General features: G+C 62.1%; 17 protein-coding genes and 1 pseudogene. 14 read left to right on the forward strand and 4 right to left on the reverse strand.

Annotated features, from left to right (window positions below; all coding sequences use genetic code 11):
- A pseudogene (locus tag L981_RS03050) lies at window positions 1–656 on the forward strand (lipid-A-disaccharide synthase); the annotation flags it as partial.
- A gap of 200 nt (window positions 657–856) precedes the next feature.
- On the opposite strand, the gene gltA reads toward L981_RS03050, so the two are convergent.
- Window positions 857–2,146: a citrate synthase gene (gltA, locus tag L981_RS03055; protein WP_034796688.1), complete on the reverse strand. Its 1,290-nt coding sequence runs from the start codon at window positions 2,144–2,146 to the stop codon at window positions 857–859.
- A gap of 315 nt (window positions 2,147–2,461) precedes the next feature.
- Between gltA and L981_RS03060 the strand changes: the two genes are divergently transcribed.
- The 9 genes from L981_RS03060 to exoR all read left to right on the forward strand — a co-directional run bounded on the left by L981_RS03060 (window position 2,462) and on the right by exoR (window position 16,176).
- Window positions 2,462–4,936 carry a ComEC/Rec2 family competence protein gene (locus L981_RS03060; protein ID WP_043611545.1) on the forward strand — a complete coding sequence of 825 codons (2,475 nt, stop codon included), beginning with the start codon at window positions 2,462–2,464 and terminating at the stop codon, window positions 4,934–4,936.
- A gap of 183 nt (window positions 4,937–5,119) precedes the next feature.
- Complete coding sequence (gene exbB, locus L981_RS03065; protein WP_043611548.1) at window positions 5,120–6,187, forward strand: tonB-system energizer ExbB; 1,068 nt, start codon at window positions 5,120–5,122, stop codon at window positions 6,185–6,187.
- A 3-nt stretch (window positions 6,188–6,190) separates the two neighbouring features.
- Window positions 6,191–6,616 carry a TonB system transport protein ExbD gene (exbD, locus tag L981_RS03070; RefSeq protein ID WP_034796684.1) on the forward strand — a complete coding sequence of 142 codons (426 nt, stop codon included), beginning with the start codon at window positions 6,191–6,193 and terminating at the stop codon, window positions 6,614–6,616.
- A gap of 205 nt (window positions 6,617–6,821) precedes the next feature.
- Window positions 6,822–7,487 carry a protein-L-isoaspartate O-methyltransferase gene (locus tag L981_RS03075; RefSeq protein ID WP_043611551.1) on the forward strand — a complete coding sequence of 222 codons (666 nt, stop codon included), beginning with the start codon at window positions 6,822–6,824 and terminating at the stop codon, window positions 7,485–7,487.
- A gap of 288 nt (window positions 7,488–7,775) precedes the next feature.
- Window positions 7,776–9,149 carry a TolC family outer membrane protein gene (locus tag L981_RS03080; protein ID WP_043611553.1) on the forward strand — a complete coding sequence of 458 codons (1,374 nt, stop codon included), beginning with the start codon at window positions 7,776–7,778 and terminating at the stop codon, window positions 9,147–9,149.
- Window positions 9,150–9,357: 208 nt separating this feature from the next.
- On the forward strand, window positions 9,358–10,167 hold the full coding sequence (locus tag L981_RS03085; protein ID WP_043611555.1) for a PopZ family protein: 810 nt from the start codon (window positions 9,358–9,360) through the stop codon (window positions 10,165–10,167).
- Between the two features lie 121 nt (window positions 10,168–10,288).
- The gene (locus L981_RS03090) at window positions 10,289–13,129 is read left to right on the forward strand and encodes a valine--tRNA ligase (RefSeq protein ID WP_043611557.1); all 2,841 of its coding nucleotides are present in this window, start codon (window positions 10,289–10,291) and stop codon (window positions 13,127–13,129) included.
- Between the two features lie 495 nt (window positions 13,130–13,624).
- Complete coding sequence (locus tag L981_RS03095; RefSeq protein WP_043611559.1) at window positions 13,625–14,899, forward strand: OmpP1/FadL family transporter; 1,275 nt, start codon at window positions 13,625–13,627, stop codon at window positions 14,897–14,899.
- 470 nt (window positions 14,900–15,369) lie between these two features.
- Window positions 15,370–16,176 carry an exopolysaccharide production regulator ExoR gene (gene exoR / locus L981_RS03100; protein WP_043611562.1) on the forward strand — a complete coding sequence of 269 codons (807 nt, stop codon included), beginning with the start codon at window positions 15,370–15,372 and terminating at the stop codon, window positions 16,174–16,176.
- A 77-nt stretch (window positions 16,177–16,253) separates the two neighbouring features.
- On the opposite strand, the gene xth is transcribed toward exoR, so the two are convergent.
- On the reverse strand, window positions 16,254–17,051 hold the full coding sequence (gene xth / locus L981_RS03105) for an exodeoxyribonuclease III (protein WP_043611564.1): 798 nt from the start codon (window positions 17,049–17,051) through the stop codon (window positions 16,254–16,256).
- A 205-nt stretch (window positions 17,052–17,256) separates the two neighbouring features.
- Between xth and L981_RS03110 the strand changes: the two genes are divergently transcribed.
- On the forward strand, window positions 17,257–18,720 hold the full coding sequence (locus L981_RS03110) for a phosphatidylserine/phosphatidylglycerophosphate/cardiolipin synthase family protein (protein ID WP_043611566.1): 1,464 nt from the start codon (window positions 17,257–17,259) through the stop codon (window positions 18,718–18,720).
- Window positions 18,721–18,780: 60 nt separating this feature from the next.
- Here the strand turns inward: L981_RS03110 and erpA are convergent, their stop codons facing one another.
- Window positions 18,781–19,113 (reverse strand): iron-sulfur cluster insertion protein ErpA, encoded by a 333-nt coding sequence (gene erpA, locus L981_RS03115; RefSeq protein ID WP_043611569.1) that lies wholly within the window; start codon window positions 19,111–19,113, stop codon window positions 18,781–18,783.
- A 212-nt stretch (window positions 19,114–19,325) separates the two neighbouring features.
- Here erpA and L981_RS03120 point away from each other — a divergent pair, with 212 nt between their 5' ends.
- Together L981_RS03120 and argS are read left to right on the forward strand one after the other, a co-directional pair.
- Window positions 19,326–20,543, forward strand: a complete 1,218-nt coding sequence (locus tag L981_RS03120) for a deoxyguanosinetriphosphate triphosphohydrolase (RefSeq protein WP_043611571.1) — start codon at window positions 19,326–19,328, stop codon at window positions 20,541–20,543.
- Window positions 20,544–20,639: 96 nt separating this feature from the next.
- Complete coding sequence (argS, locus tag L981_RS03125; protein ID WP_043611573.1) at window positions 20,640–22,400, forward strand: arginine--tRNA ligase; 1,761 nt, start codon at window positions 20,640–20,642, stop codon at window positions 22,398–22,400.
- Between the two features lie 6 nt (window positions 22,401–22,406).
- On the opposite strand, the gene L981_RS35460 is transcribed toward argS, so the two are convergent.
- The gene (locus L981_RS35460; protein ID WP_245281558.1) at window positions 22,407–23,384 is read right to left on the reverse strand and encodes a hypothetical protein; all 978 of its coding nucleotides are present in this window, start codon (window positions 23,382–23,384) and stop codon (window positions 22,407–22,409) included.
- A gap of 30 nt (window positions 23,385–23,414) precedes the next feature.
- On the opposite strand from L981_RS35460, the gene L981_RS03130 reads away from it, so the two are divergent.
- A complete protein-coding gene (locus tag L981_RS03130) occupies window positions 23,415–25,406 on the forward strand; it encodes an SPOR domain-containing protein (RefSeq protein WP_245281559.1) in 1,992 nt (663 codons plus the stop codon).
- Window positions 25,407–25,496: the final 90 nt, after the last annotated feature.

A 25,496-nucleotide genomic window follows, 5' to 3' on the forward strand; every position in this document is an offset into this window, starting at 1 on the left:
ACGCCAATGTACTTGCCGTTCGTGCAAGCCGCCTGCCGCGCCTTGCAGGCGCCAAGGACGGGCATGTTTCGACCTGCCTTCTACTGCCGGGCTCGCGCTCGAGCGAAGTCGGTCGCCTGCTGCCGATCTTCCGCGCGACGGTCGAGGAACTCGCTGCCCGCCATCCGGGCGTCCGCTTCGTGCTTCCGACTGTGCCGCGCCAGGAGAAACTGGTTCGGGAAATTACCGCATCCTGGACCATCCAGCCGGAAATTTCCGTCGGCGCAGCCGACAAATGGGCGGCCTTCGATCGGGCCGATGCGGCGATCGCTGCTTCGGGTACGGTCATTCTGGAACTGGCCCTGGCCGGCGTGCCTGTAGTTTCCACCTATGCACCTGACTTCCTGGTGAAGTTCCTGCACAAGCGCATCCGCATCTGGAGCGGCGCACTGCCCAACCTGATTGCGGATTTCCCGATCGTCCCGGAATATTTCGGCGAATCGATCCGTCCCGGTGCATTGACGCGCTGGATGGAGCGGCTTTCGGGCGCAACGGCGCAGCGGGCCTCGATGCTCGACGGCTACGCGCTTGTGCAGCAGCGCATGGCGACCGACCATCCGCCGGGCGAGATGGCAGCCAGGATCGTTTTTGGCTATCTCAACAAGCGCGAGCCGTAAGAATTACCGCTGCCCGAGGGCGCGATTGCAGCAATATTTCACTGAAGATGAAGCCTGGCGCGCAGCGTGCGCTCGGATGGTGTTGTGTTGCCGCCATTACGAGATTGGCCGCAACCGGTCCGAAACGTCGATCTGACGCTGTAAAAACAAAAGCCCGGTCATCGCTGACCGGGCTTCGTTGTCTGTGCTGACCGTCGGTCTTAGCGCTTGGAGACCGGCACGTAGTCGCGCTGCGGAGCGCCGACATAGAGCTGGCGCGGGCGGCCGATGCGCTGTTCCGGATCTTCGATCATCTCGTTCCACTGGGCGATCCAGCCGACGGTGCGGGCGAGCGCGAAGAGAACGGTGAACATGGTGGTGGGGAAGCCCAGCGCCTTCAGCGTGATACCCGAGTAGAAGTCGATGTTCGGGTAAAGCTTCTTCTCGATGAAGTACTCGTCGGTCAGCGCAATGCGCTCGAGTTCCATCGCCACTTCGAGGAGCGGATCGTCCTTGTGGCCGAGCTCGGCAAGCACTTCATGCGTGGTCTTCTGCATGATCTTGGCGCGCGGATCGTAGTTCTTGTAGACGCGATGGCCGAAGCCCATCAGGCGGAACGGGTCGTTCTTGTCCTTGGCGCGCGCGATGAATTCCGGAATGCGGTCAGCCGTGCCGATTTCGGCAAGCATGTTGAGCGCCGCTTCGTTGGCGCCGCCGTGCGCCGGGCCCCAGAGGCAGGCGATGCCGGCCGCGATGCAGGCGAACGGGTTGGCACCTGACGAACCGGCGAGGCGAACCGTCGAGGTCGAAGCGTTCTGTTCGTGATCGGCGTGCAGGATGAAGATACGGTCCATGGCGCGCGACAGAACCGGGTTGACGACATACTCTTCGCACGGAACGGCGAAGCACATGCGCAGGAAGTTCGAGGCGTAGTCTAGGTCGTTCTTCGGGTAAACGAAGGGCTGGCCGATGTGATACTTGTAGGCCATGGCCGCGATCGTCGGCATCTTGGCGATCATGCGCAGCGACGCAACCATGCGCTGGTGCGGATCGGTGATGTCGGTCGAGTCGTGGTAGAAGGCCGAGAGCGCGCCGACGCAGCCGCACATGACGGCCATCGGGTGTGCGTCGCGGCGGAAGCCGGTGAAGAAGCGCGACATCTGCTCGTGCACCATTGTGTGGTGCGTGACGCGGTAGTCGAAATCAGCCTTCTGCGCCTTCGTCGGCAGTTCGCCGTAGAGCAGCAGATAGCAGACTTCCAGAAAGTCGCCGTGCTCGGCAAGCTGTTCGATCGGGTAGCCGCGGTGCAGCAGCACGCCTTCGTCGCCGTCGATATAGGTGATCTTGGATTCGCACGACGCCGTCGACGTGAAGCCCGGGTCGTAGGTGAACATCTTCGTCTGCTTGTAGAGCGAGCCGATGTCCACGACGTCAGGGCCGATGGACCCAGATCGCACCGGAAGATCCGCCGACTTTCCATCGAGTGTTACAACCGCGGTTTTATCAGTCATCGGACCCTCCGTCTTATGGCAACGTGGCACACAGACGTGCCACGACAATGAACGTTGCGAATTTGCTATATGATTTATTTTCGACTGCCAAGCTGTACGAAAGGCAAATTGTGCGATGCGAAAATGTGCATATGGCGACGCAATAATGGCATGTTACGGCAATAAGTCCAAAGAGATCAATAAGCTCGTCTGATGATGGTGCGGTACCATTCTATATAGGTTTGCCGCTTTTTTCGGCAGATAGCGCCTCGGTTGCAGTTGCGAGATGTTGGTTGCATGATCGGCCGCGAAGTCAGGGGCTAAAGTGCGGGCGCAATGAGCGAAACGGAAATGCGGCAAGCGTCGCTCGACGTCGAACGCGGCAGCTTCGGGCTGCCCGGTTCCGACGCCGCCGTAATCGCGGCGACCGTGCCTGCAACAGGGCGGCTACCCCTGTTTCTCCGGCCGTCGTGGCGGGCAATTGCGAGCCGCGCAGCCCGTTTCCGGCCTGCCGCCGTCAAGCCGGCATTCCTCGCAGCGATCGAAGAGGAACGGGCATTCGGTCACGGTTTTGTGTTGATCCCGGTGTTCTTGATCTTCGGTGTGCTCGCCTGGCTGGCGCTGCCCTTCGATATCCGGATTGCCAATCTTGCAGTGCTGCTTTGCATTTTCGGAATGGCAGCGCTGGTCTGTCGGTGGAAACTGGCGCCGGTGGGTCCTCCGCTGGTTGCCGTGACGCTGTTCATCGCTGGCATGCTGCTGGTCGCGATCGAGACATGGCGCACCGACACGGTTGTTCTCGACGCTCCGGTCACCACGAACCTTCGGGGCACCGTCTTTTCACGCGAGCAGGATGATCGCGGCCGGTGGCGTTACGGGCTGGAGATCGAGGAAACGAGCCGGCCAAAACTGCGCCGTCAGCCGCTGAAGGCGACGCTGGTGACGCGGGGCTCTGGGGAGCCGTTTCCGCTCGGCGCTCTGATCGAGGGCAGGGCGAGCCTGTCTCCGCCCTCAGGCCCGGCGCTGCCCGGCCTGAACGATTTCGCCTTCGACAGTTATTTCAAGAGAATCGGCGCCGTCGGGTTTTTCTACGGCGCGCCGAAGCTATCCGAGAAGGTCGCGAGCGAAGAGGGCGGCACTGTGCCCGCGCTGCTTTCGGCGACGAAAACGACGATGGCCGCGATGCGGGAAACGGTCGGCGAGAGGATCCGTTCGTCGATCGGCGGCGATACTGGCGCGCTTGCGGCGGCACTGGTCACCGCAGAGGAAAGGGCAATCAGCCGGGAGACGGTCGAGGTGCTGCGACAGGCTGGGTTGGCGCACGTGCTGGCAATATCCGGCCTCAACATGGCGCTGGCGGCAGGTACCTTTCTGATCGGCGCGCGAACCGTTCTCAGCATGGTGCCGGGGCTTGCGCACCGCGTGCCGATCAAGAAGGTGGCCGCGGCCGGTGCGCTGCTGATGGTCTGCCTCTACATTCTCATCTCGGGCGGCGCCGTATCGGCACTGCGCGCCTGGATCATGATCTCGATCATGCTGGTCGCGGTGTTCTTCGATCGCATGTCAATCAGCCTGCGCAACGTTGCACTCGCTGCAATCGTCATCGTCGTGCTCATGCCCTCTGCCGTGGCCGGGCCAGGCTTCCAGATGTCCTTCGCCGCCACACTGGCGCTGGTTGCCGGCTACGGGCGCTGGCGCGAACGGCGCACCGGAAAGACCGAAGCGTCCGGCAGTCGCAGCAAGGGACGCCTCATCACCGGCGCGGCCGCAGGCATCCTGATCACCTCCCTCATCGGCGGTCTGGCAACGTCGGTCTATTCGATCGCCTACTTCCATAGGCTGCCGGCCTATGGGCTCATCGCAAACATTCTCACCATGCCGCTGATCAGCATCGTGATCATGCCGTTCGGCCTGTTCGCCATGCTGCTGATGCCGTTCGGGCTCGAGCATCTGCCTTTGACGGCGATGGCGTGGGGTCTCGATCGGATGCTCGACGTCGCGCGGTTCGTGACGTCGCTCGACGGCGAGGTCGCGACCGGCCGCATCGGCCCCATCGGCTTCGTGCTGATCGCGATCGGCGGTGTCTTTCTTTGCGTCCTGCGCAGTTGGCTAGCAATCTCCGGCATCGTGCTGGTCTGCGCAGGCTTTCTCAGCCTGGTATTCGAAGGCGGCAGCCAGCCCGATATTGTGATCGCCGAGGACGGCCGGCTCGTCGGCTTGGTCGCGGACGATGCCATCGCAACGAACCGGCCGCGCCCGCCGGACTTCATATTTTCGCAATGGCAAAGGGCGCTCATCGTCGGGAAACATGAGCGGCCGGCCACGCTTCCGCCTGCGGCCGACGGTCTTTATCCGGCTATGGAACAGGCGGTCAGAAGAGCGCCGCCGATTGAGGGAGAGAAGGCTGCCGCGATCCGTGCCGATTTTTCATCGGCGATCGCGGCAAGCAAGGCAGGCAGTTTCGTCTGCCGCGACAAGCAATGGTGCGCCGCGCGCAGTGCGGTCGGCTGGACGATCGTCACTCTCGAAAATCCGCGTCTCTTTCCCGCCCTGTGTGATCAGGCAGACCTGATCGTGGTCGCTGCGCGGGTCGATGCCGAAGCGTGCGCAGTGCACACAGGCCGCATCGTCGATGTCGGTACGCTGCGCCGCACCGGCGCAATCGAAATCCGGGCGGAACAGCAGGAGGGGCTCAGTGCACCCGTCATGCAATTCCGGCCGGCTTTCACGACGCTTGCCCGTCCCTGGGAGCGGCATCGCACCTATGATTGGCGCAGCGGCGCCTTCGTCGAAGAGCAGCCGACGCCCTGAAAACGTCGGTCCAGCCTGGGCAATGGACGGTTGCGAAATTATTCTTGATTGATAAACTCCACAAATCCTTGTCATTCGGTTTTCCTTTGCGTAAACAGCCTCGGAAGCGCGCAAGGGTGGTGGCGGATGACGGCAAACCCTTCGCCCCGACACGACGAAATGGACCAGTACGTGAGGAACGAGATGCCGAGACGAGCCCGATCGACGATCAATTTGCTGGCAGCCGCAATGCTGGTCCTGTCCTCCGCAGCTTCTCCGACGGCCGCCCTGGCACAAGCGACAGCGCCGGCACCCGCGGCTGACGGCACGCAGGGCGGCGCATCCGCGCCGGTGGCGGAAGGTCAGGGCACGGCCGCAACCGTTCCGCCGGTTGACCCGGCGACACAGGCGCAGCCGACACTGCAAGCTCCAGCCGACACGTCGGGCGAGGGGGCTCCGGTCGCGGTTGAAGGCACCACGACGACGGCTGAAAGCGCGCCTGCAACAGGCGAGGGCGCAGCAAGCCCGGTGCTGCCGCACGATCTTTCTCCAATCGGCATGTTCATGGCCGCCGACGTGGTGGTGAAGAGCGTGATGATTGGTCTTGCGCTGGCGTCCGTCGCCACCTGGGCGATCTTTGTGGTCAAGCTGCTGGAACTCTTTGGCGCCAAGGCGCGCCTGACGCGCGCGGTTCGCCTGCTGTCGGCTGCCAACGGCCTGGCAGACGTCAAGGGGGCCTTCGACGGCAAGTCGGGACCGGCGCCCGAAATGGTTGCCGCGGCGATCGACGAGATGGCCCGCTCGGAGGCGGTGATCGATCACGCGCCGACGGGCGGCCTGAAGGAGCGTGTTTCGTCGCTTCTGACCCGCATCGAGGTTCGCGCCGGCAAGCGCATGACAAGCGGCACCGGCATCCTGGCCTCGATCGGCTCCGTCGGCCCGTTCGTCGGTCTGTTCGGCACGGTCTGGGGGATCATGAATTCCTTCATCGGCATCAGCAAGGCGCAGACGACCAACCTGGCGATCGTGGCGCCGGGTATCGCGGAGGCGCTCCTGGCGACCGCCATCGGGCTGGTGGCGGCGATCCCGGCCGTCGTCATCTACAACTATTTTGCCCGCTCGGTCGGTGGCTACAAGGTGATTCTCGCCGATGCCGCTGCAGCCGTTGAGCGGCTTGTCAGCCGCGACCTCGACCATCGCCTGGCCCGCAAGGCGCAGCCGCGCCGCCAGGACTTCGGTCACGCCGAGACGACCATCGCAAGGATCGGGTGACCCATGGCTGGAAAAATCAGCGACGGCGGCGGCGATCTCGACGAAAACGCCGAGATCAACGTCACCCCCTTCATTGACGTCATGCTGGTGCTGCTGATCATCTTCATGGTGGCGGCGCCGCTTGCCACCGTGGACATGAAGGTCGATCTGCCGCAATCGGCCGCCAAACCGGCCCCGCGGGACGACAAGCCGGTCTTCGTGACGCTGAAAGCCGATCTGGCACTGGCGATCGGCAACGATGAAACGGCACGCGAGAGCTTTGCCGACGAGTTGAAGCGCCTGACTGAAGGCAATACCGAGACACGCGTCCTGCTGCGGGCGGACAAGGCTGTCGACTACGGCGAGCTGATGACGGTGATGAACCTCATCCAAAACGCCGGCTACACCAAGATTGCCCTCGTCGGGCTGGAAGGCGCGCCGGGACGCTGATCCCGGCCGGCAATCGTGTCGCTTCCGCTGTTCGCGGTGCAATTCCCTCCCGTTTTTCCGGCGCAAATTGCCGCTGTCGCTTGAAACCGGCCGGTCGCCGATTTATGAGCTTACCTCAAAGGCTTTCCGACGGGAGCCAGTAGACGATCGTGCGTGCTTGCCCGAAACCGGGCGCCGCGCCTATCCGGACCACGAGGGCACTACCATGAATTTCGAAGCAGCGCGCACCAAGATGGTGGACAACCAGATCCGCACGACGGATGTCACGTCCCACTCGATCCTGTCCGCGTTCCTGAGCGTGCCGCGCGAGGAATTCGTGCCTGCCAAGATGAAAGAGCTCGCCTACATCGATACGGATATCGCGCTCGAGGTTGCCAACGGCAACGCGCCGCGTTTCCTGATGGAGCCGTCGCCGCTCGCCAAGCTTCTCCAGTTGGCCGAAATCGCCAAGTCCGATGTCGTTCTGGAGATCGGCTGCGGCACCGGCTATGCATCCGCACTGCTGTCGCAGGTTGCAGGTTCGGTCGTCGCGCTCGAAAGCGATGAAGGCCTCGCTGCCACCGCGACCGAAACGCTGTCCCGCCTCGGCTACGACAACATCGCCGTCGTAACCGGCGAACTCGAGAAGGGATACGCCGCCGAGGCACCCTACGACGTGATCTTCGTTCACGGCTCGGTCGAAGTCCTGCCGACCGCTTTGTTCGGGCAGCTGCGCGATGGCGGGCGGCTCGTGGTCGTTGAAGGATTTGGCAATGCTTCTCGCGCTAAACTCTATGTGCACGAGCACGGAAAGACGTCCGAGCGCCCCGATTTCAACACCGCGGTCAAGCCGCTCCCCGGCTTCCGTCGTGCACAGGAATTTGTTTTTTGAGGTCCCACTTATTGAGGGATATCAACAATTAAATGCGCTGCTAAAATAACAATGTTGCCAATTCGCAACGGGGTACTTGTTTCTTTTTGAAATGGCTGCGCAGAGTATGGCTGCCCAGTTGTCGGAATGCTGATTCCGGGTTTCAAAGAGTGCAGTGGTAGTGATTTGCTCACCAGTGGGCGGTGTGAGCGCTTCATCGCCGTGTCTAGTTGGGGTCGCTTTTTGCAAAAAGAGCGGCGCCGCGGAAATAGAGGGCAGGCTCTGCCGCCCCGATCGGAGAGAGAAGTAATGGTGTCGATTGTCCGCAAAGCGGCCCTCATGGCCGCCGTTTCGACAAGCTTGCTGCTTGCACCGCAAGCAGTACTGGCCGAGACGATCTTCGGCGCAATGGCCAAAGCCTACGCAAACAACCCTGACCTGAACGCCGCGCGGGCCGGCCTCAGGGCGACCGATGAGAGTGTGCCGATCGCCAAGTCTGGCTTTCGCCCCCAGGTGGCGGCCTTCGCGTCCGGAACGCTTTCGACCATCGACCGGGAAAAGACCCTGAGCCAAGACATCCACCAGGGACAGGTCGGCATCACCGTAAACCAGATGGTGTTTGACGGCTTTCAGACACTGAACAATGTTCGCGCCGCCGAATCGAACGTGTTTGCAACCCGCGAATCGCTGCGTGCCAACGAGATATCGATCCTCCTTTCGGCCGCGACCATCTATTCCAACATCGCGCGCGACCAGCAGCTCGTATCGATCCGCAAGCAGAACATCGCCTTCCTTCAGGAGCAGGTGAACGCGGCCAAGGCCCGCCTCGACGTGGGTGAAGGCACCCGCACGGACGTGAGCCTCGCCGAAGCGTCGCTGGCCAACGCGCAGTCGCAGCTGATCGTCGCCGTCGCTCAGCTGAAGCAGAGCGAAGCGACCTATGTGCAGATCGTCGGTGATGTGCCGCGGGGCATCAAGCAGGCTTCGCCGGCTCAAAAGGCCCTGCCGCGTTCGCTCGATCAGGCCGTCGCGACCGGGCTGCGCGAAAGCCCGATCATTCTGTCGGCACAGTACTCCGTTGATTCGGCCGGTTATCAGGTCAAGTCGGCCGAAGGCACGATGCTCCCGGGCGTGACGCTGCAGGGTCAGGTCGGTCGCACCACCGGCAACGCCGGCGAGCTTGGTCTGGACACCAACAGCTCCAGCATCACCGCTCGCCTTGAGGTTCCGATCTACCAGGGCGGTGCCGAATACGGCCAGATCCGCCAGGCGAAGGAACGTCTGGGTCAGCAGCGCATCCTCGTCGATTCCGCTCGCGCTTCGGTGCAGCAGACCATCGTCTCCGCCTATGCTCAGCTGGAAGCCGCGATTGCGCGCATCTCTGCCAACAAGGCGCAGATTTCCGCTGCCAAGCTGGCGCTCGATGGTGTGATCGAAGAGCGCAAGGTCGGCCAGCGCACGACCCTCGACGTACTCGATTCGCAGCAGGACGTGCTTCAGGCGCAGGAACTCCTCGCTCTGGCACAACGCGACGCCGTTGTCGCCAGCTATTCGCTGCTTGCGGCCTCCGCGCGGCTGACGGTCAAGGACCAGGGGCTTCAGGTTGCGGAATATCGCTCCGAGGAGCACTACGAGGCGGTCAAGGACAAGTGGATCGGCCTGCGGACCGTGGACGGTCGCTAAGAGCGTCCTCTCGTCTTTCCAGAAATTGCAGGAGCGCCCCGGTATCCCCGGGGCGTTTCTATTTTTTCCCCTGAAAACAAATCTGTGCAAGAATCCTTAGCGTTGATTCGTGGCGTATGTTTCGTTCGCGAACTCACTTAAGGTTTGTCGGAAATCGGCGCATGTCCAGTTTTGGGACACATGACTGCCGCGTCAAACGAGGATGGAAATGGCACAGCTCAATGTCGCGCGTGAACCGTCGATGGATGAAATCCTGGCATCCATTCGCAAGATCATTGAGAGCAACGAACCCGGGCAAGCCGGATTCGCGCCGCAGGAGCAGTTCGAGGACGAGGCCAGCGACGAGATCGAGCTGACCATCGACAGCGAGATCGAGACGATCGCCTTTGGCCGACGCGATGAGCGGGACGAGCCCCCCAAGTCGGCCTCCGTCGCGCCGGCCGTGGACAGCCCGGCGGTACAGACGGAGCCGTCGTCGGCAGCACAGCCGCCGCTTTCGCTGGCCGATGTCGCGGCGCGGGTTCGGGCCGCCTCCGAGCGTCATGCCACGGGTTTTCCCGCACGGGAGGTTCAACCAGCGCCGCAGGTCGTCGCCATTCAGGACAGCCCTGTCGTCACCTCGCGTATGGCCGCGGTTTCTGCCCCGAAAGCGCCGGTGATCGAGCCGGTTGCCGAGGCTGAGGCGCCGGCCGAGCCGGAGGTCGCCGCGCCCTCGCCAGTCGAACTACCGGAAGTTTTAAGCGCGATTCCGCCCGTGGCAGCCGTCGCGCTGGATGCGCCCGCGCCGGAGACGGCACTTGCGGCGATCGTCTCCCCGGAGGTCGGCCGCAAGGTCGCTCAGTCCTTCGGCGACCTTGCCCACGCAGTGGATCAGGGATCGCGACGTTCCTTTGATGAAATTGCCGAGGCGATGCTGCGGCCGATGCTGCAGGAATGGCTCGACGACAATCTTCCGACGCTTGTCGAGCGGCTCGTTCGCGAGGAGATCGAGCGGGTTGCACGCGGCCCTCGGCGCTAAAAGCCGAAGCCGGATACGAAAGAAGCCGCGCGATCGTCGCGGCTTTTTGCGTTCATGTTGACTTGCACCGGCCGTTCCGGTTTACAAGACGCTGACATCAATCTCGTAAATTGGCTCCAAAATGCTTGATAAGACCTACGATTCCGCATCCGTCGACCCGCGTATCGCCAAGAAGTGGGACGAAGAAAACGCGTTTCGTGCAGGGGCGGGTGCCAAGCCCGGCGCCGACAGTTTCTGCATCGTGATCCCGCCGCCGAACGTGACGGGTTCGCTGCACATGGGCCACGCGCTCAACAACACGCTTCAGGACGTGCTGGTTCGCTTCGAACGCATGCGCGGCAAGGACGTGTTGTGGCAGCCGGGCATGGACCATGCCGGCATCGCGACCCAGATGGTCGTCGAGCGCAAGCTGATGGAACAGCAACAGCATCGCCGCCAGATGGGCCGCGAGGCCTTCATCGAGAAGGTCTGGGAGTGGAAGGCTGAGTCCGGTGGCCTGATCTTCAACCAGTTGAAACGTCTCGGCGCGTCCTGCGACTGGTCGCGCGAACGCTTCACCATGGACGAGGGGCTGTCCGAAGCCGTTCTCGAGGTCTTCGTTTCGCTCTACAAGGAAGGCCTGATCTACAAGGACAAGCGCCTGGTCAACTGGGACCCGAAGCTCCTGACGGCGATTTCGGATCTGGAGGTCGAGCAGCACGAGATCAACGGCAACCTCTGGCATCTGCGCTACCCGCTGGAGCCCGGCGTCACCTTCGACTATCCGGTTGCCTTCGATGAAGACGGCAAGGCGACCGAGTGGGAGAAGCGCGATTATCTCGTCGTTGCCACCACCCGTCCCGAAACCATGCTCGGAGACAGCGGCATCGCCGTCAATCCCGAGGATGAGCGCTACAAGCCGCTGATCGGCAAGCACGTCATCCTGCCGATCGTCGGTCGCCGTATTCCGGTCGTTGCCGACGACTACGCGGACCCGACCGCCGGCACCGGCGCGGTGAAGATCACACCTGCGCATGATTTCAACGACTTTGACGTCGGCAAGCGCGCCGGTCTGCGCGCGATCAGCATCATGACGATCGAAGGGCGCATCACCATCAAGGACAACGAGGACTTCCTCGAGGGCCTTGCAGATCCGGCTGCCCTCCACGGCGCCTGGGACGAACTCGAAGGCAAGGACCGCTTCGAAGCGCGCAAGATCATCGTTCGTATCTTCGAAGAGGCGGGCCTGCTCGACAAGGTCGAGCCGCACAAGCACATGGTTCCCCATGGCGATCGCGGTGGCGTGCCGATCGAGCCGCGCCTGACGGAACAGTGGTACGTTGACGCCAAGACGCTGGCGAAGCCGGCGATCGCCGCGGTCAAGGAAGGCCGGACCAACTTCGTTCCCAAGAACTGGGAGAAGACCTACTACGAGTGGATGGAAAACATCCAGCCCTGGTGCGTTTCCCGTCAGCTCTGGTGGGGGCATCAGATTCCGGCCTGGTACGGTCCGGACGGCCAGGTCTTCGTCGAAAAGACCGAGGAAGAGGCGCTGCACGCCGCGATCCAGCACTATCTGGCTCATGAAGGCCCGATGAAGGCCTATGTCGAGGACCTGCTCGAGAACTTCAAGCCGGGCGAAATCCTGACGCGTGACGAAGACGTTCTCGACACCTGGTTCTCCTCGGCGCTCTGGCCGTTCTCCACGCTCGGCTGGCCGAACGAGACGCCGGAACTGGAGAAGTATTACCAGACCGATGTTCTGGTCACCGGCTTCGACATCATCTTCTTCTGGGTCGCCCGGATGATGATGATGGGCCTGCATTTCATGAAGGATGCCGACGGTACCCCGGTCGAGCCGTTCCATACGGTCTATGTCCATGCGCTCGTTCGCGACAAGAACGGCCAGAAGATGTCGAAGTCGAAGGGCAACGTCATCGATCCGCTAGAACTGATCGACGAATACGGCGCCGACGCCCTGCGCTTCACGCTGGCGATCATGGCCGCCCAGGGGCGCGACGTGAAACTCGACCCGGCCCGTATCGCCGGCTATCGCAACTTCGGCACCAAGCTGTGGAACGCGACGCGCTTTGCCCAGATGAACGGGGTTACCAGCAGCGATGGCTTCATTCCCGAAGCCTCGTCGCTCACCGTCAACCGCTGGATCCTGACGGAACTGTCGCGCACCATCCGGGACGTTACCGAGGCGCTCGATGCCTATCGCTTCAACGACGCGGCAGGCAGCCTCTACCGGTTCGTCTGGAACCAGTTCTGCGACTGGTACCTCGAACTGCTGAAGCCGATCTTCGGTGGCGAGGACGAAGCGGCAAAACGCGAGTCGCAGGCTTGCGTCGCCTATGTTCTCGATGAGATCTACAAGCTGCTGCACCCGTTCATGCCGTTCATGACGGAAGAACTCTGGGCGCAGACGGCGGGCGAGGGGCAGGAGCGCTCGACGTTGCTGTGCCACGCCGAATGGCCGGCGCCGTCCTATGCCGATGACACGGCGGCCGACGAGATCAATTGGCTGATCGATCTGGTCTCCGGCATTCGTTCGGTCCGTTCGGAGATGAACGTTCCGCCGGCGGCAACGGCACCGCTGATCGTGGTCGGTGCCAACAACCTGACGCGCGAGCGGCTGCAGCAGCATGCCCAGGCGATCGGGCGCCTGGCGCGTGTCGAGCATATCGATCACGCCACTGTCGCACCGCGCGGCAGCGCCCAGATCGTCGTTGGCGAGGCAACGGCCTGCCTGCCGCTCGGAAACCTGATTGACCTCTCGGCCGAGAAAGCGCGGCTTGAGAAGGCGATCGCCAAGGTGGAAGCCGAGCGCGAGCGTATCCTCGGCAAGCTGGCAAACGAGAAGTTTGTCGCCAACGCCAAGCCGGAGCTGGTCGAAGCGGAACGTGAGCGTCTCGTCGAACTCGATCTCCAGAAGGAATCGCTGAGCGTTGCGCTGACGCGCGTCGCCGAGGCCGGCTGAGGCGAGAAATTCGCCGGGAACGACGCGGGCGTTCAAGGGAATGCGCGACGGTCAAGAATCGAATCCGCGGCAGAAATGCCGCGGATTTTTATTTTAGAAATACAAGATAAACTTCCGCCTATCGAGATTTGGCATTGATTCGATCAGTTGAATCCGCTGGGCGAGCGATTAAGCGCGCGTGCTGTTTGAACGGAACTTCAACGGAGTTTTTCGCCGTTCTACCGCAAAAAGCGATAATGTTGTTCCGGTGACACAGGTTTTCGATGGTTTGGAAATCCATTCTAATTTAGTGGATTTCATCCATGATTTTAGAAAAATGGTTCCGATCTGGCGTCATTGTGGCTAAATCATGAGAATCTTACGTAAATTCTGTGACCGATCGAGCGTGCTACCTGCTAGATCTCGCATTTGCGATTTCACGGGATCGTGAGAATACTTCGGCCCACACGACATGAGGTGGAATGTCGCAGTTTGCAGTGCAGGGGGAGGAGCTGGATGGCTCACATGAATTTTAAGCGGGGTGTTCTGTCGATTGCGGCTGGTTTGCTGTTCGCATCGGCGGCGCACGCGGGCGGTCTTGAGCGCGGTGGTTACAACATCGATCTGCTGTTCGATCCGTCGGACTATGCTGCAGAAGCATCGGCGACCTATGTTAATCCGCAGCGTGAACTGAACAATGTGAAGGATGGCAACCGAACCAGCCCTTTGCTGGGCGGTGACGGCGATCTCAGCAATCGTCCGAGCGAGGGCATTCGGGACACAGAAAGCTACTGGGTGCCGCGTGTCGGCATCAAGGCCGGTTTTGGCGACAGTGTGGACTGTATGGCTGATTACTCGCAGCCCTGGGGTGCGCACAGTAATCCAGGCATCAATTGGGCGGGCGCCAACGACAACATCGAGACCAAGATCAAGAGCGACAACTATGCGGCGACCTGCTCGTATAAGTGGGCTGTCGGGCCTGGCCAGTTTCGGGTCATTGGTGGTGTCTTCTATCAGGAGGTCAGCGGTTTCAAGGATCGACTGGCGCTGGGCAATCTTCCTGCCGCTTTCGGAACGGGTGTTGGTCGGCTGAAGCTGGAAGGTGACGGCTACGGCTGGCGTGCTGGCGTTGCCTACGAAATCCCGGAGTATGCCGTTCGTGCGAGCCTAGTCTACAACAGCGCCGTCGATCTGGGTGATGTCACCGGCACGCTCGATCTGCGCGAGATCAAGGTTCCCGGCAACCCGCTGTTTGGCAAGGTTACCGACGTCTATGGCACGGCGGACATGCCGGACTCGCTCGAATTCAAGATCCAGACCGGTGTGGCTCCAGGCTGGGTCGTCTTCGGCTCGGTCAAGTGGACGGACTGGAGCCAGCTTCAAAGCCTGCCCTTCTGCCCGACTTCCACACGCGGTGCCGTTGCCTGTACGACCGGAAGCGTAGTTGAAGCCACATCTCTGGATCTCCTCTATCGCGACGGCTGGACGGTTTCGGGTGGCGTAGGGCACAAGTTCGATGAAAAATGGAGCGGAGCGGCCAGCCTGACCTGGGATCGTGGTACGAGCACTGGCCTTGGATCGCAGACCGACACCTGGACGCTGGGTGCCGGTGTTTCCTATGCGGCGAGCGAGAACATCGAATGGCGCTTGGCCGGTGCCGTCGGTCTCATGACCGGCGGGCATTCCGGCGTCGTCACCAAGGATGGTCGCGAGTACGGCAAGCGCGTTTCCTATGATTTCGACAGCGATTTTGTCGGCGCCATTTCGACATCTGTCAAAGTCAAGTTCTGACCCTTCGCCCTACTCATTGCTCAAGGCCCGGTTTTTTGCCGGGCCTTTCTTTTGTGTGGAACCCCTTAACCACGCGTCCGCACTGTCCCGCAATGTGACGATTCAGCAACACTTTTAATGCTAGAGTTTGCTAGGATCAGACTCGTTCCGGCTATGTCCATTTCCCGCCACAAACAGGGAGCAGCGATATAGGAACAAGCCTGCAATGTGAGTGTGATACCTGCAGCGTTTGGGGTGAAATGAAACTTGGATCGACGACCGTCATGACAGATGTGGCCTGCGGCACGCCAGTGCAAGTGGTCCATTAAAATGACAGCTTCGGGAACTATGTCGAAGTTTCATTGTGGAAAGGTTGCGTCGGCTTTGTCGGCGAAGTTGGTGAAGTTCGCGGCGGCGGGTCGTCCGGGCTTATGTGTTTGCAGCGGTGATGGGTTCGGCGTGGCCGGCTGGAACGGAAGAATTAGACTGTGATGCTTGCGGGTGAACTAAAGTCACTAAAGGTTGCGATACTCGGCGTGTCGCTGGCGGTCTGTGGGACCCTCGCCATGCCGGCCTACGCTTTTGATCCCGGTGCGGGCGTCACCAAGGAATCGGGTCCTTTCGCCCTCTTCAAGTTCGGGTTTTCTGCCTACAAGAATGGCCGCAAGGACGAGGCCGTCGAAGCTTACAAATATGCGGCCGAGAAGGGCCACACCGGCTCCCGCTGGGCTCTCGCCAACATGTACGCCTATGGCGACGGTGTCGCCGAGAACGACCTCGAAGCCTTCAAGATCTACAGCGAAATCGCCCAGCAGGGCGTAGAGCCGGGCTCGGAAGACACCGGTTACTTCGTCAACGCGTTGATCTCCCTTGCCGGCTATTATCGCCGCGGTATTCCCGACAGCCCGATCAAGTCCGACATGTCCCAGGCGCGCCAACTCTATTTCCAGGCGGCATCGACCTTCGGCGTCGCCGAGGCGCAGTTCCAACTCGCGCGCATGCTCCTGTCGGGCGAGGGCGGTAGCGTGAACGTTCAGCAGGCCAAGAAGTGGCTCAACCGTGCACGCAAGAGCGGTCACGCCGGCGCCATGGGTGTCTTTGGCAACGTGATTTTCCAGGAAGGCCAGACCGTTCGTGGTCTTGCGTTCATGACCGCAGCGCTCGATCAGTGTTCGCCGAAGGATCGGCCCTGGATGCAGTCGATGCAGGAGCAGGCCTTCTCGCTTGCCAGCGAGGACGATCGGCGCACGGCCATCGCACTGTCGCAGAACCTGCATATGCAGGGCGACGACGACTGATTGTTTCGTCGGACGATCCCCAAACCGGCCCGGCCCAGGGATCATTCTCCGCATAGTAAGATCTGGAACAACGCGCCTTAGGCCGAAGCGGACGCGAACGAAAACGTCCCGATGACGGGCACGTGGTCCGAGGGCTTCTCCCAGGCGCGGACATGTTTGTCGATGGATGTCGAGACCAGGCGGTCGGTTGCCTCCGGCGACAGCATCAGATGGTCGATGCGTATGCCGAAATTCTTCGGCCAGCAGCCGGCCTGATAATCCCAGAACGTATAGAGCGGCACAGCGTCCGACGTCGCGCGCACCGCGTCGGTGAAACCGAGATTGCGCAGCCGGCGAAATGCCGCGCGCGTTTCCGGCAGGAAGAGGGCGTCGTTCTGCCAGACCCTGATGTCCCAGCAGTCGTGTTCCTCAGGGATGACGTTGTAGTCTCCGGCAAGGATGAAGGGTTCTTCGAGCAACAGGCGCTGCTTCGCATAGGCCTCAAGCCGGCGCATCCAGGCGAGCTTGTAGGGGTACTTCTCGCTGTCGACGGGATTTCCGTTCGGAAGGTAGAGCGAGCAGACGCGAATCACGCCGCCTTCGACCGAGAAGACACCTTCGATGAACCGTGACTGTTCGTCCGTATCGTCCCCAGGCAGGCCCCGGTTGACCTCGTCCGGCCGCAGCTTGGAAAGCAGCGCGACGCCATTGAAGCCCTTCTGGCCGTGTGTTTCGACATGATAGCCGAGCGCCTCGATCTCGAGGCGCGGAAAGCCGTCGTCCACCGACTTGATTTCCTGCAGGCAGACAATATCCGGCCCGCTTTCCTTCAGCCAGGCCAACAGGCTGTCGATTCGCGCCTTGACGCCATTGATGTTCCAGGTGGCAATCTTCATGGCTCGAAACGCCCTTCCATGTCGGTTAAGTCCTTGGCGGGCTCATTTCTAGCCGCTCCGGATTCTTTTGACAAATCCGCTACCTGCGGGTTTTCAACAGCGCGCGAAGCGCGCCGGCGCTTCTTATCGGGGCAGCGGCGGTCGATACGGTATACGCTTCAGGCGCCGAATTGATTCCGCCCGATGGCCGGCTATAGTCCCGCCCATGATCGATCTCGTGCAGAATTATTGGCCGCATATCCTGGCGCTCCTGTCCTTCGCGCTTGGCATCCCCGCGGCCATTCATGCCGCGATGACGAAGGACGACGTGCGCGCCGCGGCCGGCTGGGTCGGTGTCGTCTTGCTTTCGCCGATCGTCGGCGCGCTGATCTACGCCGTTGGCGGCATCAACCGCATCAGGCGCTCCTCGATCGGCTCGCAGCGCGCGCTGTTGCGCGGGCAGGGGCCGGATCAGTTCGGCCGCTTCGACGTGTCGGACGCTGACATAGCGGTGCGGTTCGGCGACCGGTTTGCGGCGATGAAGATCCTCGGCGACCGCGTTTCGCGCCATCGCATGTGCACGGGCAATCGCATATCGGTGCTCGCCGGCGGCGATGCCGCCTATGCCGCGATGTTGGAAGCGATCGCTGGCGCGCGGCGCTCGATCCTGCTCGAAAGCTATATCTTCGATCGCGACGTCATCGGCCTGCGCTTTGCCGACGCCCTGATCGCGGCCGTGGCGCGCGGCGTCGAGGTGCGGGTGCTGATCGACGCCGTTGGCGCGCGTTACTCTGTGCCGAGCATTGTCGGGTACCTGGAGGCGGCAGGCGTTCCGACGGCGGTGTTCAACGGCAACATCATCATGGGGCTACGGCTGCCCTATGCCAACCTGCGCACGCACCGCAAGATCCTCGTGGTCGACGGTCAAGTTGCCTTTGCCGGCGGCATGAACATCCGGGTGGGCTTCACCAGTGAGATCGCCGGTCAGTCACCGGCGCAGGACACGCATTTCCGCATGCTCGGGCCGGTGGTCGCCGATATCTTCCAGGTCTCGGCCGAAGATTGGCAATTCTCAAGCGGCGAGGTTTTGGCGGGTTCCGCCTGGGCGATCGAAGAGGCGCCGCTGCCGGCCGAGGCGCCGTCGGTGTTGATGCGCGCCGTGCCATCCGGGCCGGACGCCACCAACGAGACCAATCACAAGATGCTCATGGGGGCGTTTTCGGTCGCGCAGAAGAACATCCGGGTGATGTCGCCCTATTTTCTGCCGGACCGCGAACTCATCAGCGCGCTCGTCACGGCCGCGCGCCGCGGCGTCGAGGTGGATGTCATCGTTCCCGCGGTCAACAATCTGCTACTGGTCGACAGGGCGATGACTGCGCAGTTCGATCAGGTGCTGAAGGGCCATTGTCGTGTGTGGCGGGCGAAGGGGGCTTTCAACCACTCCAAGCTTTTGACCGTGGACGACCGCTGGGCCTATGTCGGGTCCACCAATCTCGACCCACGCTCCTTGCGGCTTAATTTCGAGTTCGATCTCGAGGTTCTCGACCAAGGGTTCGCCGAGGCGATCAATCGCACGATCTCCGACATTCTCGCCTCAGCGGAGCCGGTCACGCTCGAAAGGCTGCGCAAGAAGTCCTTCGCCGATCGATTGGCGAACCGCATTCTCTGGCTGGGATCGCCCTATCTCTGACGCAAACGGCTCCGTTCGTGGTTGAAACGGAGCCGGCGAAGAAGGCGTGAGGCGCTGGCGTCAGATGGAGAAACTCGTTCCGCATCCGCAGCTTGCAACCGCATTCGGATTCTTGATCTGAAACGACTGGCCGAGCAGGTTGTCGACGAAGTCGATTTCCGAGCCGCCCATATAGACAAGCGACAGGCTGTCGATCAGCACCTTTGCCTCGTGCTTTTCCAGGACCAGGTCGTCATCATTGCTGCTGTCGACCAGGTCGAACTTGTAGGAAAAGCCCGAGCAGCCGCCGCCCTCGACGGACACCCTCATGGCGTTGTTGTGGCTGTCGGAACGCAGGATCGTGGCGATCCGCTTCGCTGCAGCATCCGAGAGGGTCACGGTTTCATGCGTCATATCTGCCTCCTGCCGGGGTCAAGAACCGGAGAGAATTGCCCTATATTCAAGCACGCGATCTGGCCGGTTTCGGGGCTTTATTCAAGACCGGCGGCCAAGCCGTTGCCTCCGCTTGCGGAATCGGTCGATCTTGCATCACGCGTTTCCGTAGCTTTCACTATAGGTATGAAGGCTTGAATGCCCCGTCAATGGGACGACGAATTAGGTGGAAGATGACATTCGACAAAAATGCGCTCGGCTTCGGTTATGGTGAACATGCGCCGTTCGCGTCGAATCCCTGGATGACACGCGGCCGGCTCTTTCCCGAAGCGACGAGCGCGACGCGCTCCGATTTTCAGCGCGACCGCGACCGCATCGTGCACACCACGGCGTTTCGCCGCCTGAAGCACAAGACGCAGGTCTTCATTGCCGCCGACGGCGATCACTACCGCACCCGCCTGACGCACACGATCGAGGTGGCGCAGATCGCCCGGGCTCTGGCGCGCGCGCTCAAGCTCGACGAAGATCTGGCCGAGGGCGTCGCTCTCGTGCACGATTTCGGCCACACGCCCTTTGGCCATACGGGCGAGGATGCCCTTCACGACATGCTGAAGCCCTATGGCGGCTTCGATCACAATGCCCAGTCGCTGCGCATCGTCACCAAGCTCGAGCGGCGCTACGCCGAGTTCGATGGGCTGAACCTGACCTGGGAGAGCCTGGAAGGCCTGGTCAAGCACAACGGGCCGTTGCTGACTGCAGACGGTGAGGGCACCCGTGGGCCGGTGCCGCAACCGATCCTTGATTATTGCGCGCTGCATGATCTGGAACTGGCGAGCTTTGCGAGCCTCGAGGCGCAGGTCGCGGCCATCGCCGACGATATCGCCTACAACACCCATGACATCGACGACGGCCTGCGGGCCGGCTATCTCACCTTCGAAATGCTCGAGGACGTGCCGTTTCTCGCGCGCCTGATGCGCGAGGTTCACGACCGTTATCCCGGTCTTGAGAGCAGCCGCTTCACGCATGAGATCATGCGTCGGCAGATCACGGCGATGGTCGAGGACGTGATCGGCGTCGCGCAACAGCGCATCGGCGAGATACGCCCGCAGAGCGCTGCTGATGTGCGCCAGGCCGGCACCGTGATGGCGACCTTCTCCGAGGAGATGGGCGAGACGGACAAGCAGATCAAGCGCCTGCTGATGACCCGGATCTACCGGCACCCGGAAGTCATGCGCGTGCGCGAAAATGCCGCCTCGATCGTCTGCGAGCTCTACCATGCCTTCATGGACGACCCGCAGCTGATGCGGGAGCACTATTGGATCGACCAGATTGCCGGCATGGCGGAGCCGGCGCGGGCGCGGCACGTCGGCGACTACCTCGCCGGCATGACTGACACTTTTGCGATCAGCGTGCACAAGCGCTTGTTTGACCATACGCCCGATTTGCGCTAGGGACGCCCCGCCCGGAGGCTTACGGTTCGGCCGAACCGAGCCTCCTTTTTGAGTTTTGCGCCGGTCACTCGTGGCCGGGAAAAGCGGACGGATCAGATGAATCTCTTCACGGACTTCGAATCAAGAATTAAGGACATTCTCGAAACGCTTGAAAGCGTTCGAGAAAAGCGATCCGAGCTTGACTTCGGCCGTGTCAATGTCGAGCCGCCGCGCGATCCGAGCCATGGTGATGTTGCGACCAATGCTGCGATGGTGCTGGCAAAGCCGCTCGGCATGAACCCCCGCGCGCTTGCCGAACTCATCGTCGAGAAGCTCAAGCAGGACCCGGAAGTCACCGACGTTTCCGTTGCCGGTCCGGGCTTCATCAACGTCCGCCTTTCGGTTTCCTACTGGCAGAAGCTGCTGTCGGACATGGCGCGTGCGGGCGTCGACTACGGCCGCAGCGCACTCGGTGGCGGCCGCAAGGTCAACGTCGAATACGTATCGGCCAACCCGACCGGCCCGATGCATGTCGGCCATTGCCGTGGCGCCGTTGTCGGCGACGCGCTGGCCAACCTTCTGGCCTTCTCCGGCTATGAGGTCACCAAGGAATACTACATCAACGATGCGGGGTCGCAGATCGACGTTCTCGCACGGTCGGCATTCCTGCGTTATCGCCAGGCTCTCGGTGAAGAGATCGGCGAGATCCCGCCGGGCCTTTATCCGGGCGATTATCTCGTGCCGGTCGGCGAGGCGCTCGCCGACGAATACGGCACCAGCCTTCGACTGATGCCCGAAGACAAGTGGATGCCGCTCGTCAAGGACCGGACGATCGACGCGATGATGGCGATGATCCGCGAGGATCTCGCGGCGCTGAACGTCAATCACGACGTCTTCTTCTCCGAGCGCACGCTGCACGCGAACGGTGCTGCCGCCATCCGCACCGCGATCAACGACCTGACCTTCAAGGGTCACGTCTACAAGGGCACGCTGCCGCCGCCGAAGGGGCAGTTGCCGGAAGACTGGGAAGATCGCGAGCAGACGCTGTTCCGCTCGACCGAGGTTGGTGACGATATCGACCGGCCGCTGATCAAGTCGGATGGCAGCTATACCTACTTCGCCGCCGACGTTGCCTATTTCAAGGACAAGTTCGACCGCGGCTTCGACGAGATGATCTATGTGCTCGGCGCCGACCACGGCGGCTACGTCAAGCGTCTGGAAGCGCTGGCGCGCGCCGTCTCGGGCGGATCGTCGAAGCTTACGGTTCTGTTGTGCCAGCTGGTCAAGCTCTTCCGCGACGGCGAGCCGGTGAAGATGTCGAAGCGCTCCGGTGACTTCGTCACGCTGCGCGACGTCGTCGATGAAGTCGGCCGCGATCCGGTGCGCTTCATGATGATCTACCGGAAGAACTCGGAACCGCTCGACTTCGATTTTGCTAAAGTAACAGAACAGTCAAAGGATAACCCGGTCTTCTACGTGCAGTATGCGCATGCGCGCTGCCGCTCGGTCTTCCGCCAGGCTGCGGAAGCATTCCCGGACCTGAACCTCGAATCGGCCGATCTCGCCAGTGCCGTTCTGGGCCAGATCTCGGATCCGGCTGAGCTGCAGCTCGTTGCCAAGCTCGCAGAATATCCGCGAGTCATCGAGGCTGCGGCGCAGGCTCAGGAGCCGCATCGCATCGCGTTTTACCTGTATGATCTTGCCGCCGCCTTCCACGGTCATTGGAACAAAGGTAAAGAGAATCCAGAATTACGTTTTGTTAACGATAAAAATAGAGAATTAAGTACTGCCAGACTCGGGCTGGTGCATGCTGTCGCTTCGGTATTGAAATCCGGCCTGTCTATTACAGGCACCTCCGCACCGGAGGAAATGCGATAAGTATTGTCACCATTTTCCCACAATGCACTGGCACAGCGATACAGGCAATTGTGAGTGGAGAGCATGGCAGACAAACAATTCGCACGAAGCGGGCCGGCTGAATTCGATGTATTGGCAGACGATGATCCGTTGGCCGAACTCGCCCGGATCGTCGGTTACGATGCCCGGCCGGCCGTCCAACAGTTGCAGGAACTGCAGCGACACCAGGAGGCGGTGCGTCAAGACCCCGCCTTCGATCTCGAAGACGAACTGCTTCGCGCGTTCGACAGCTACGACGCGCCGCGGTCCGTGCCGCAGCCGGCTGCAGTCCAGCCGGCTCCGATCGAAGAACCGCGGTTCGAGGCTGTAGCCGAACAAGATGAGCCTCGGTTCGAGCCGGTAGCAGAACGCGTCGTCGTGCACGAAGAGCCGGTGGCGGAGCCCGTTGCCGAGCTTGAAGAGCCGGTGTTCCTCCAGCCCGAACGCGTCGAGTCGGCGCCAGCCCCCGTCGCTGACGAGGACTATGCCGAGGTTCACGCCTTCTCCGTCGCGCCGCAGGTTGCCGAAGCCGGCAACACTGAGGCCTACGTCGATGAGCCGGCGTTCGACCTTGAACGCGAACTCGAGTTGTCGCTTGGCGAAGCCGACCTGTTGTCGGACGATGTTGCCGAGGTTGCTCCTCACGTCGAGCCGCAGGAAAGCGATCCACGTGACCAGATCGTCAATACGTGGCAGCCGCCGGCCGTCGAAGCCGCTTCGGCCTGGGCCGAGCCGGCTCCGGTTGCAGATGCGTTTTCGGCCTTTGAACAGCCGCGCTTCGATGTGGTGGCCGAAGAGCGCGAAATTGTGCCTTCCTATCAGATTGAGCCTTCCTATCAGGAAGACCTGATCGCAGCTCAGCCAGTCGTCGAGCAGGATGTCGCTCGCGACGATCTCTTGGCCGACATCGAACGGTTCCCGGTTCCGCCGGTTGCCGCGATGGTTGCCGCCGCGGTCCAATCGCATCCCGCTCTTCATTCGGAAACGCAGCCTGTCGTGGCACCGGTGGTCGCGCCAGCGGCTGCCACTGCCGCTCCGATAAAGAAGAGCCCTTATCCCTTTACGCCCACCTTCAGCCGGGCGACGCCGGTCGCATCCGCCTCGGGTGCCAGCCAGCAGCGTGCCTTTGCCGGCCCGCTGGTATCGTCGGTCGCAACGCCCGTTGCAGCTGTTGCTGCGCCGGTTACTGCCGTCGCTGCTGCCCCAGTCCAGGTCGCGGAACCCGTGGCCGAGGCGGCCAAGCCAGTTGCGCAGCCGGAGCACGAGCCGAGCTTCGACATCGAGAACTTCGAAATGGAGCTCTCCGACGAGGCGCTGAAGCTCGACTTTGCTGACGTTGTTTTCGATGAGCCGGTCGTTGCCGCCGTCGTACCGCAAACACCGGTGAAGCCGGCCGTGCAGGCCGCCATTCCGCAGCGCGAGCCGGAGCGGTTCGTCGAACCTTACGTCGCCCCCGCGCCGGTCGAGCGCCAGGAAGCACAACCCGAGAGCACGCTGCCCTTCGATCCTTCGATGATTTCCGAAGCCGAGAACGGCGTGGCGCCGATCGCGGACATGGACGTGCCGCAGCTGCCGGTCATCGAGACGGAGAAGCCGGTCGCCTATCCGGCCGACTACGATCTCGATATCGATGCGGAAATGGCCCAGCTCTTCGGAACGCCGGCTCCGGTGAAGGAAACCCGTCCGGCTGCCGTCGAAAAGGTAGAACCGGCCCGTCCGGCGCCGGCTGTTGCCGCTGCTCCGGCCTTGGGTCAGGGCTCGCTTGACGATTTCGACGAATTTGAGAAGGCGATGGAAGAAGACTTCCGCCGCTCGATCGTCGAACGCCCGGCCGTCGCCCGCGATGCCGAACGGCTTTCCGCGGCGCAGGGCCAGCAGGATGCCGGCGAATACCGCGAATATGGCACCGGCCGTCGCTCGCAGCGCACGATGTTGCTGGCGGCAAGCGTTGCCGGCGTCATCATCCTTGGTGGCGCTGCCGTCTACGCCTGGATGGGCGGTAGCGGCGCGGTCAACTCGGCCGAAGGCCCGAAGATCATTCTGGCGGACAAGGCCCCGGTCAAGGTCGTGCCCGAGGAGAAGGGCGGCAAGACCGTGCCGAACCAGGACAAGGCGGTTTATGATCGCGTTGCCGGTGCTCAGGCTGGCGCGCCGCAGCAGGAAGCCTTGGTCTCTTCGACCGAGGAGCCGATGGATGTCGTCCAGAGGACGCTGACGCCGGAAACCCTGCCGCTCGAAGGCAGCAACGAGGCCGAAACCCTGCAGACGGCTCTGCCGAACGAAGAGGACGGCGATCGCCTGCTGCCGGATGGCGGCAATAGCGAGACCGCGGCCCAAGAAGAAGACAAGACGCCGGCCGTCGCACCGAGGAAGGTGCGCACGATGATCGTCAAGCCGGATGGAACGCTGGTCGCTCGCGAAGAGCCGGTTGCAGCACCGGCGACCGATGTCGCCGGCACGACCCAGCCGCTGCCCGCAACGCCTTCGAACGACGTCGCGGCTGCAGGTCAGGCTTCCGCCAGCACCGACCAGGTAGCGCTCGCAGCAACGGGCAACGCCAACATCGAGCAGGTTCCGGTGCGCAGCGTTACGACGACGGCTTCCGCCGGTGGCGAAAAGGCTCCGACGCCGCAGACCCGCCCGGCCGCACAGCCGGTGGAAAACGCCCGCCCGGCGCAAGAGCAGGCCGCTCTCCCGGCTGAGACGCAGCCGGCACAGCAGGTTGCCACCGCATCGGTTCCGGCCGGTGGCTACTTCATCCAGGTCGCCTCTCTGCCGTCCGAAGCCGAGGCGCAGAAGTCCTACAACAGCCTGTCGAACAAGTTCGGAAGCGTCATTGGCGGCCGCGGTGTCGACATCCGCAAGGCGGAAATCGCCGGCAAGGGCACCTACTACCGCGTCCGTATCCCGGCCGGTTCGAAGGACGAGGCCAATGCCCTTTGCTCCAAGTACAAGGGCGCCGGCGGAAGCTGCCTGGTTACCAAGTAAACGGGCATAGTGATCGAGTTGACGAAAGGCGCGGCCGAGGAGGCCGCGCCTTTCGCGTTTTCGGGCTTCCAATTGCCCCATGACCTTGTG

The sequence above is a fragment of the Ensifer sp. ZNC0028 genome (genome assembly GCF_000799055.1).
GTDB lineage: Bacteria > Pseudomonadota > Alphaproteobacteria > Rhizobiales > Rhizobiaceae > Ensifer.

Coding starts and splice junctions, on each gene's coding strand:
- L981_RS03095 (WP_043611559.1), top strand. CDS start 13,625: ATGGCTCACATGAATTTTAAGCGGGGTGTTCTGTCGATTGCGGCTGGT.
- L981_RS35460 (WP_245281558.1), bottom strand. CDS start 23,384: ATGCGATTGGACCGCGGCGGCAACCATCGCGGCAACCGGCGGAACCGG.
- exoR (WP_043611562.1), top strand. CDS start 15,370: ATGCTTGCGGGTGAACTAAAGTCACTAAAGGTTGCGATACTCGGCGTG.
- L981_RS03120 (WP_043611571.1), top strand. CDS start 19,326: ATGACATTCGACAAAAATGCGCTCGGCTTCGGTTATGGTGAACATGCG.
- xth (WP_043611564.1), bottom strand. CDS start 17,051: ATGAAGATTGCCACCTGGAACATCAATGGCGTCAAGGCGCGAATCGAC.
- exbD (WP_034796684.1), top strand. CDS start 6,191: ATGGCTGGAAAAATCAGCGACGGCGGCGGCGATCTCGACGAAAACGCC.
- L981_RS03080 (WP_043611553.1), top strand. CDS start 7,776: ATGGTGTCGATTGTCCGCAAAGCGGCCCTCATGGCCGCCGTTTCGACA.
- L981_RS03085 (WP_043611555.1), top strand. CDS start 9,358: ATGGCACAGCTCAATGTCGCGCGTGAACCGTCGATGGATGAAATCCTG.
- L981_RS03090 (WP_043611557.1), top strand. CDS start 10,289: ATGCTTGATAAGACCTACGATTCCGCATCCGTCGACCCGCGTATCGCC.
- L981_RS03075 (WP_043611551.1), top strand. CDS start 6,822: ATGAATTTCGAAGCAGCGCGCACCAAGATGGTGGACAACCAGATCCGC.
- exbB (WP_043611548.1), top strand. CDS start 5,120: ATGCCGAGACGAGCCCGATCGACGATCAATTTGCTGGCAGCCGCAATG.
- argS (WP_043611573.1), top strand. CDS start 20,640: ATGAATCTCTTCACGGACTTCGAATCAAGAATTAAGGACATTCTCGAA.
- L981_RS03060 (WP_043611545.1), top strand. CDS start 2,462: ATGAGCGAAACGGAAATGCGGCAAGCGTCGCTCGACGTCGAACGCGGC.
- gltA (WP_034796688.1), bottom strand. CDS start 2,146: ATGACTGATAAAACCGCGGTTGTAACACTCGATGGAAAGTCGGCGGAT.
- L981_RS03110 (WP_043611566.1), top strand. CDS start 17,257: ATGATCGATCTCGTGCAGAATTATTGGCCGCATATCCTGGCGCTCCTG.
- erpA (WP_043611569.1), bottom strand. CDS start 19,113: ATGACGCATGAAACCGTGACCCTCTCGGATGCTGCAGCGAAGCGGATC.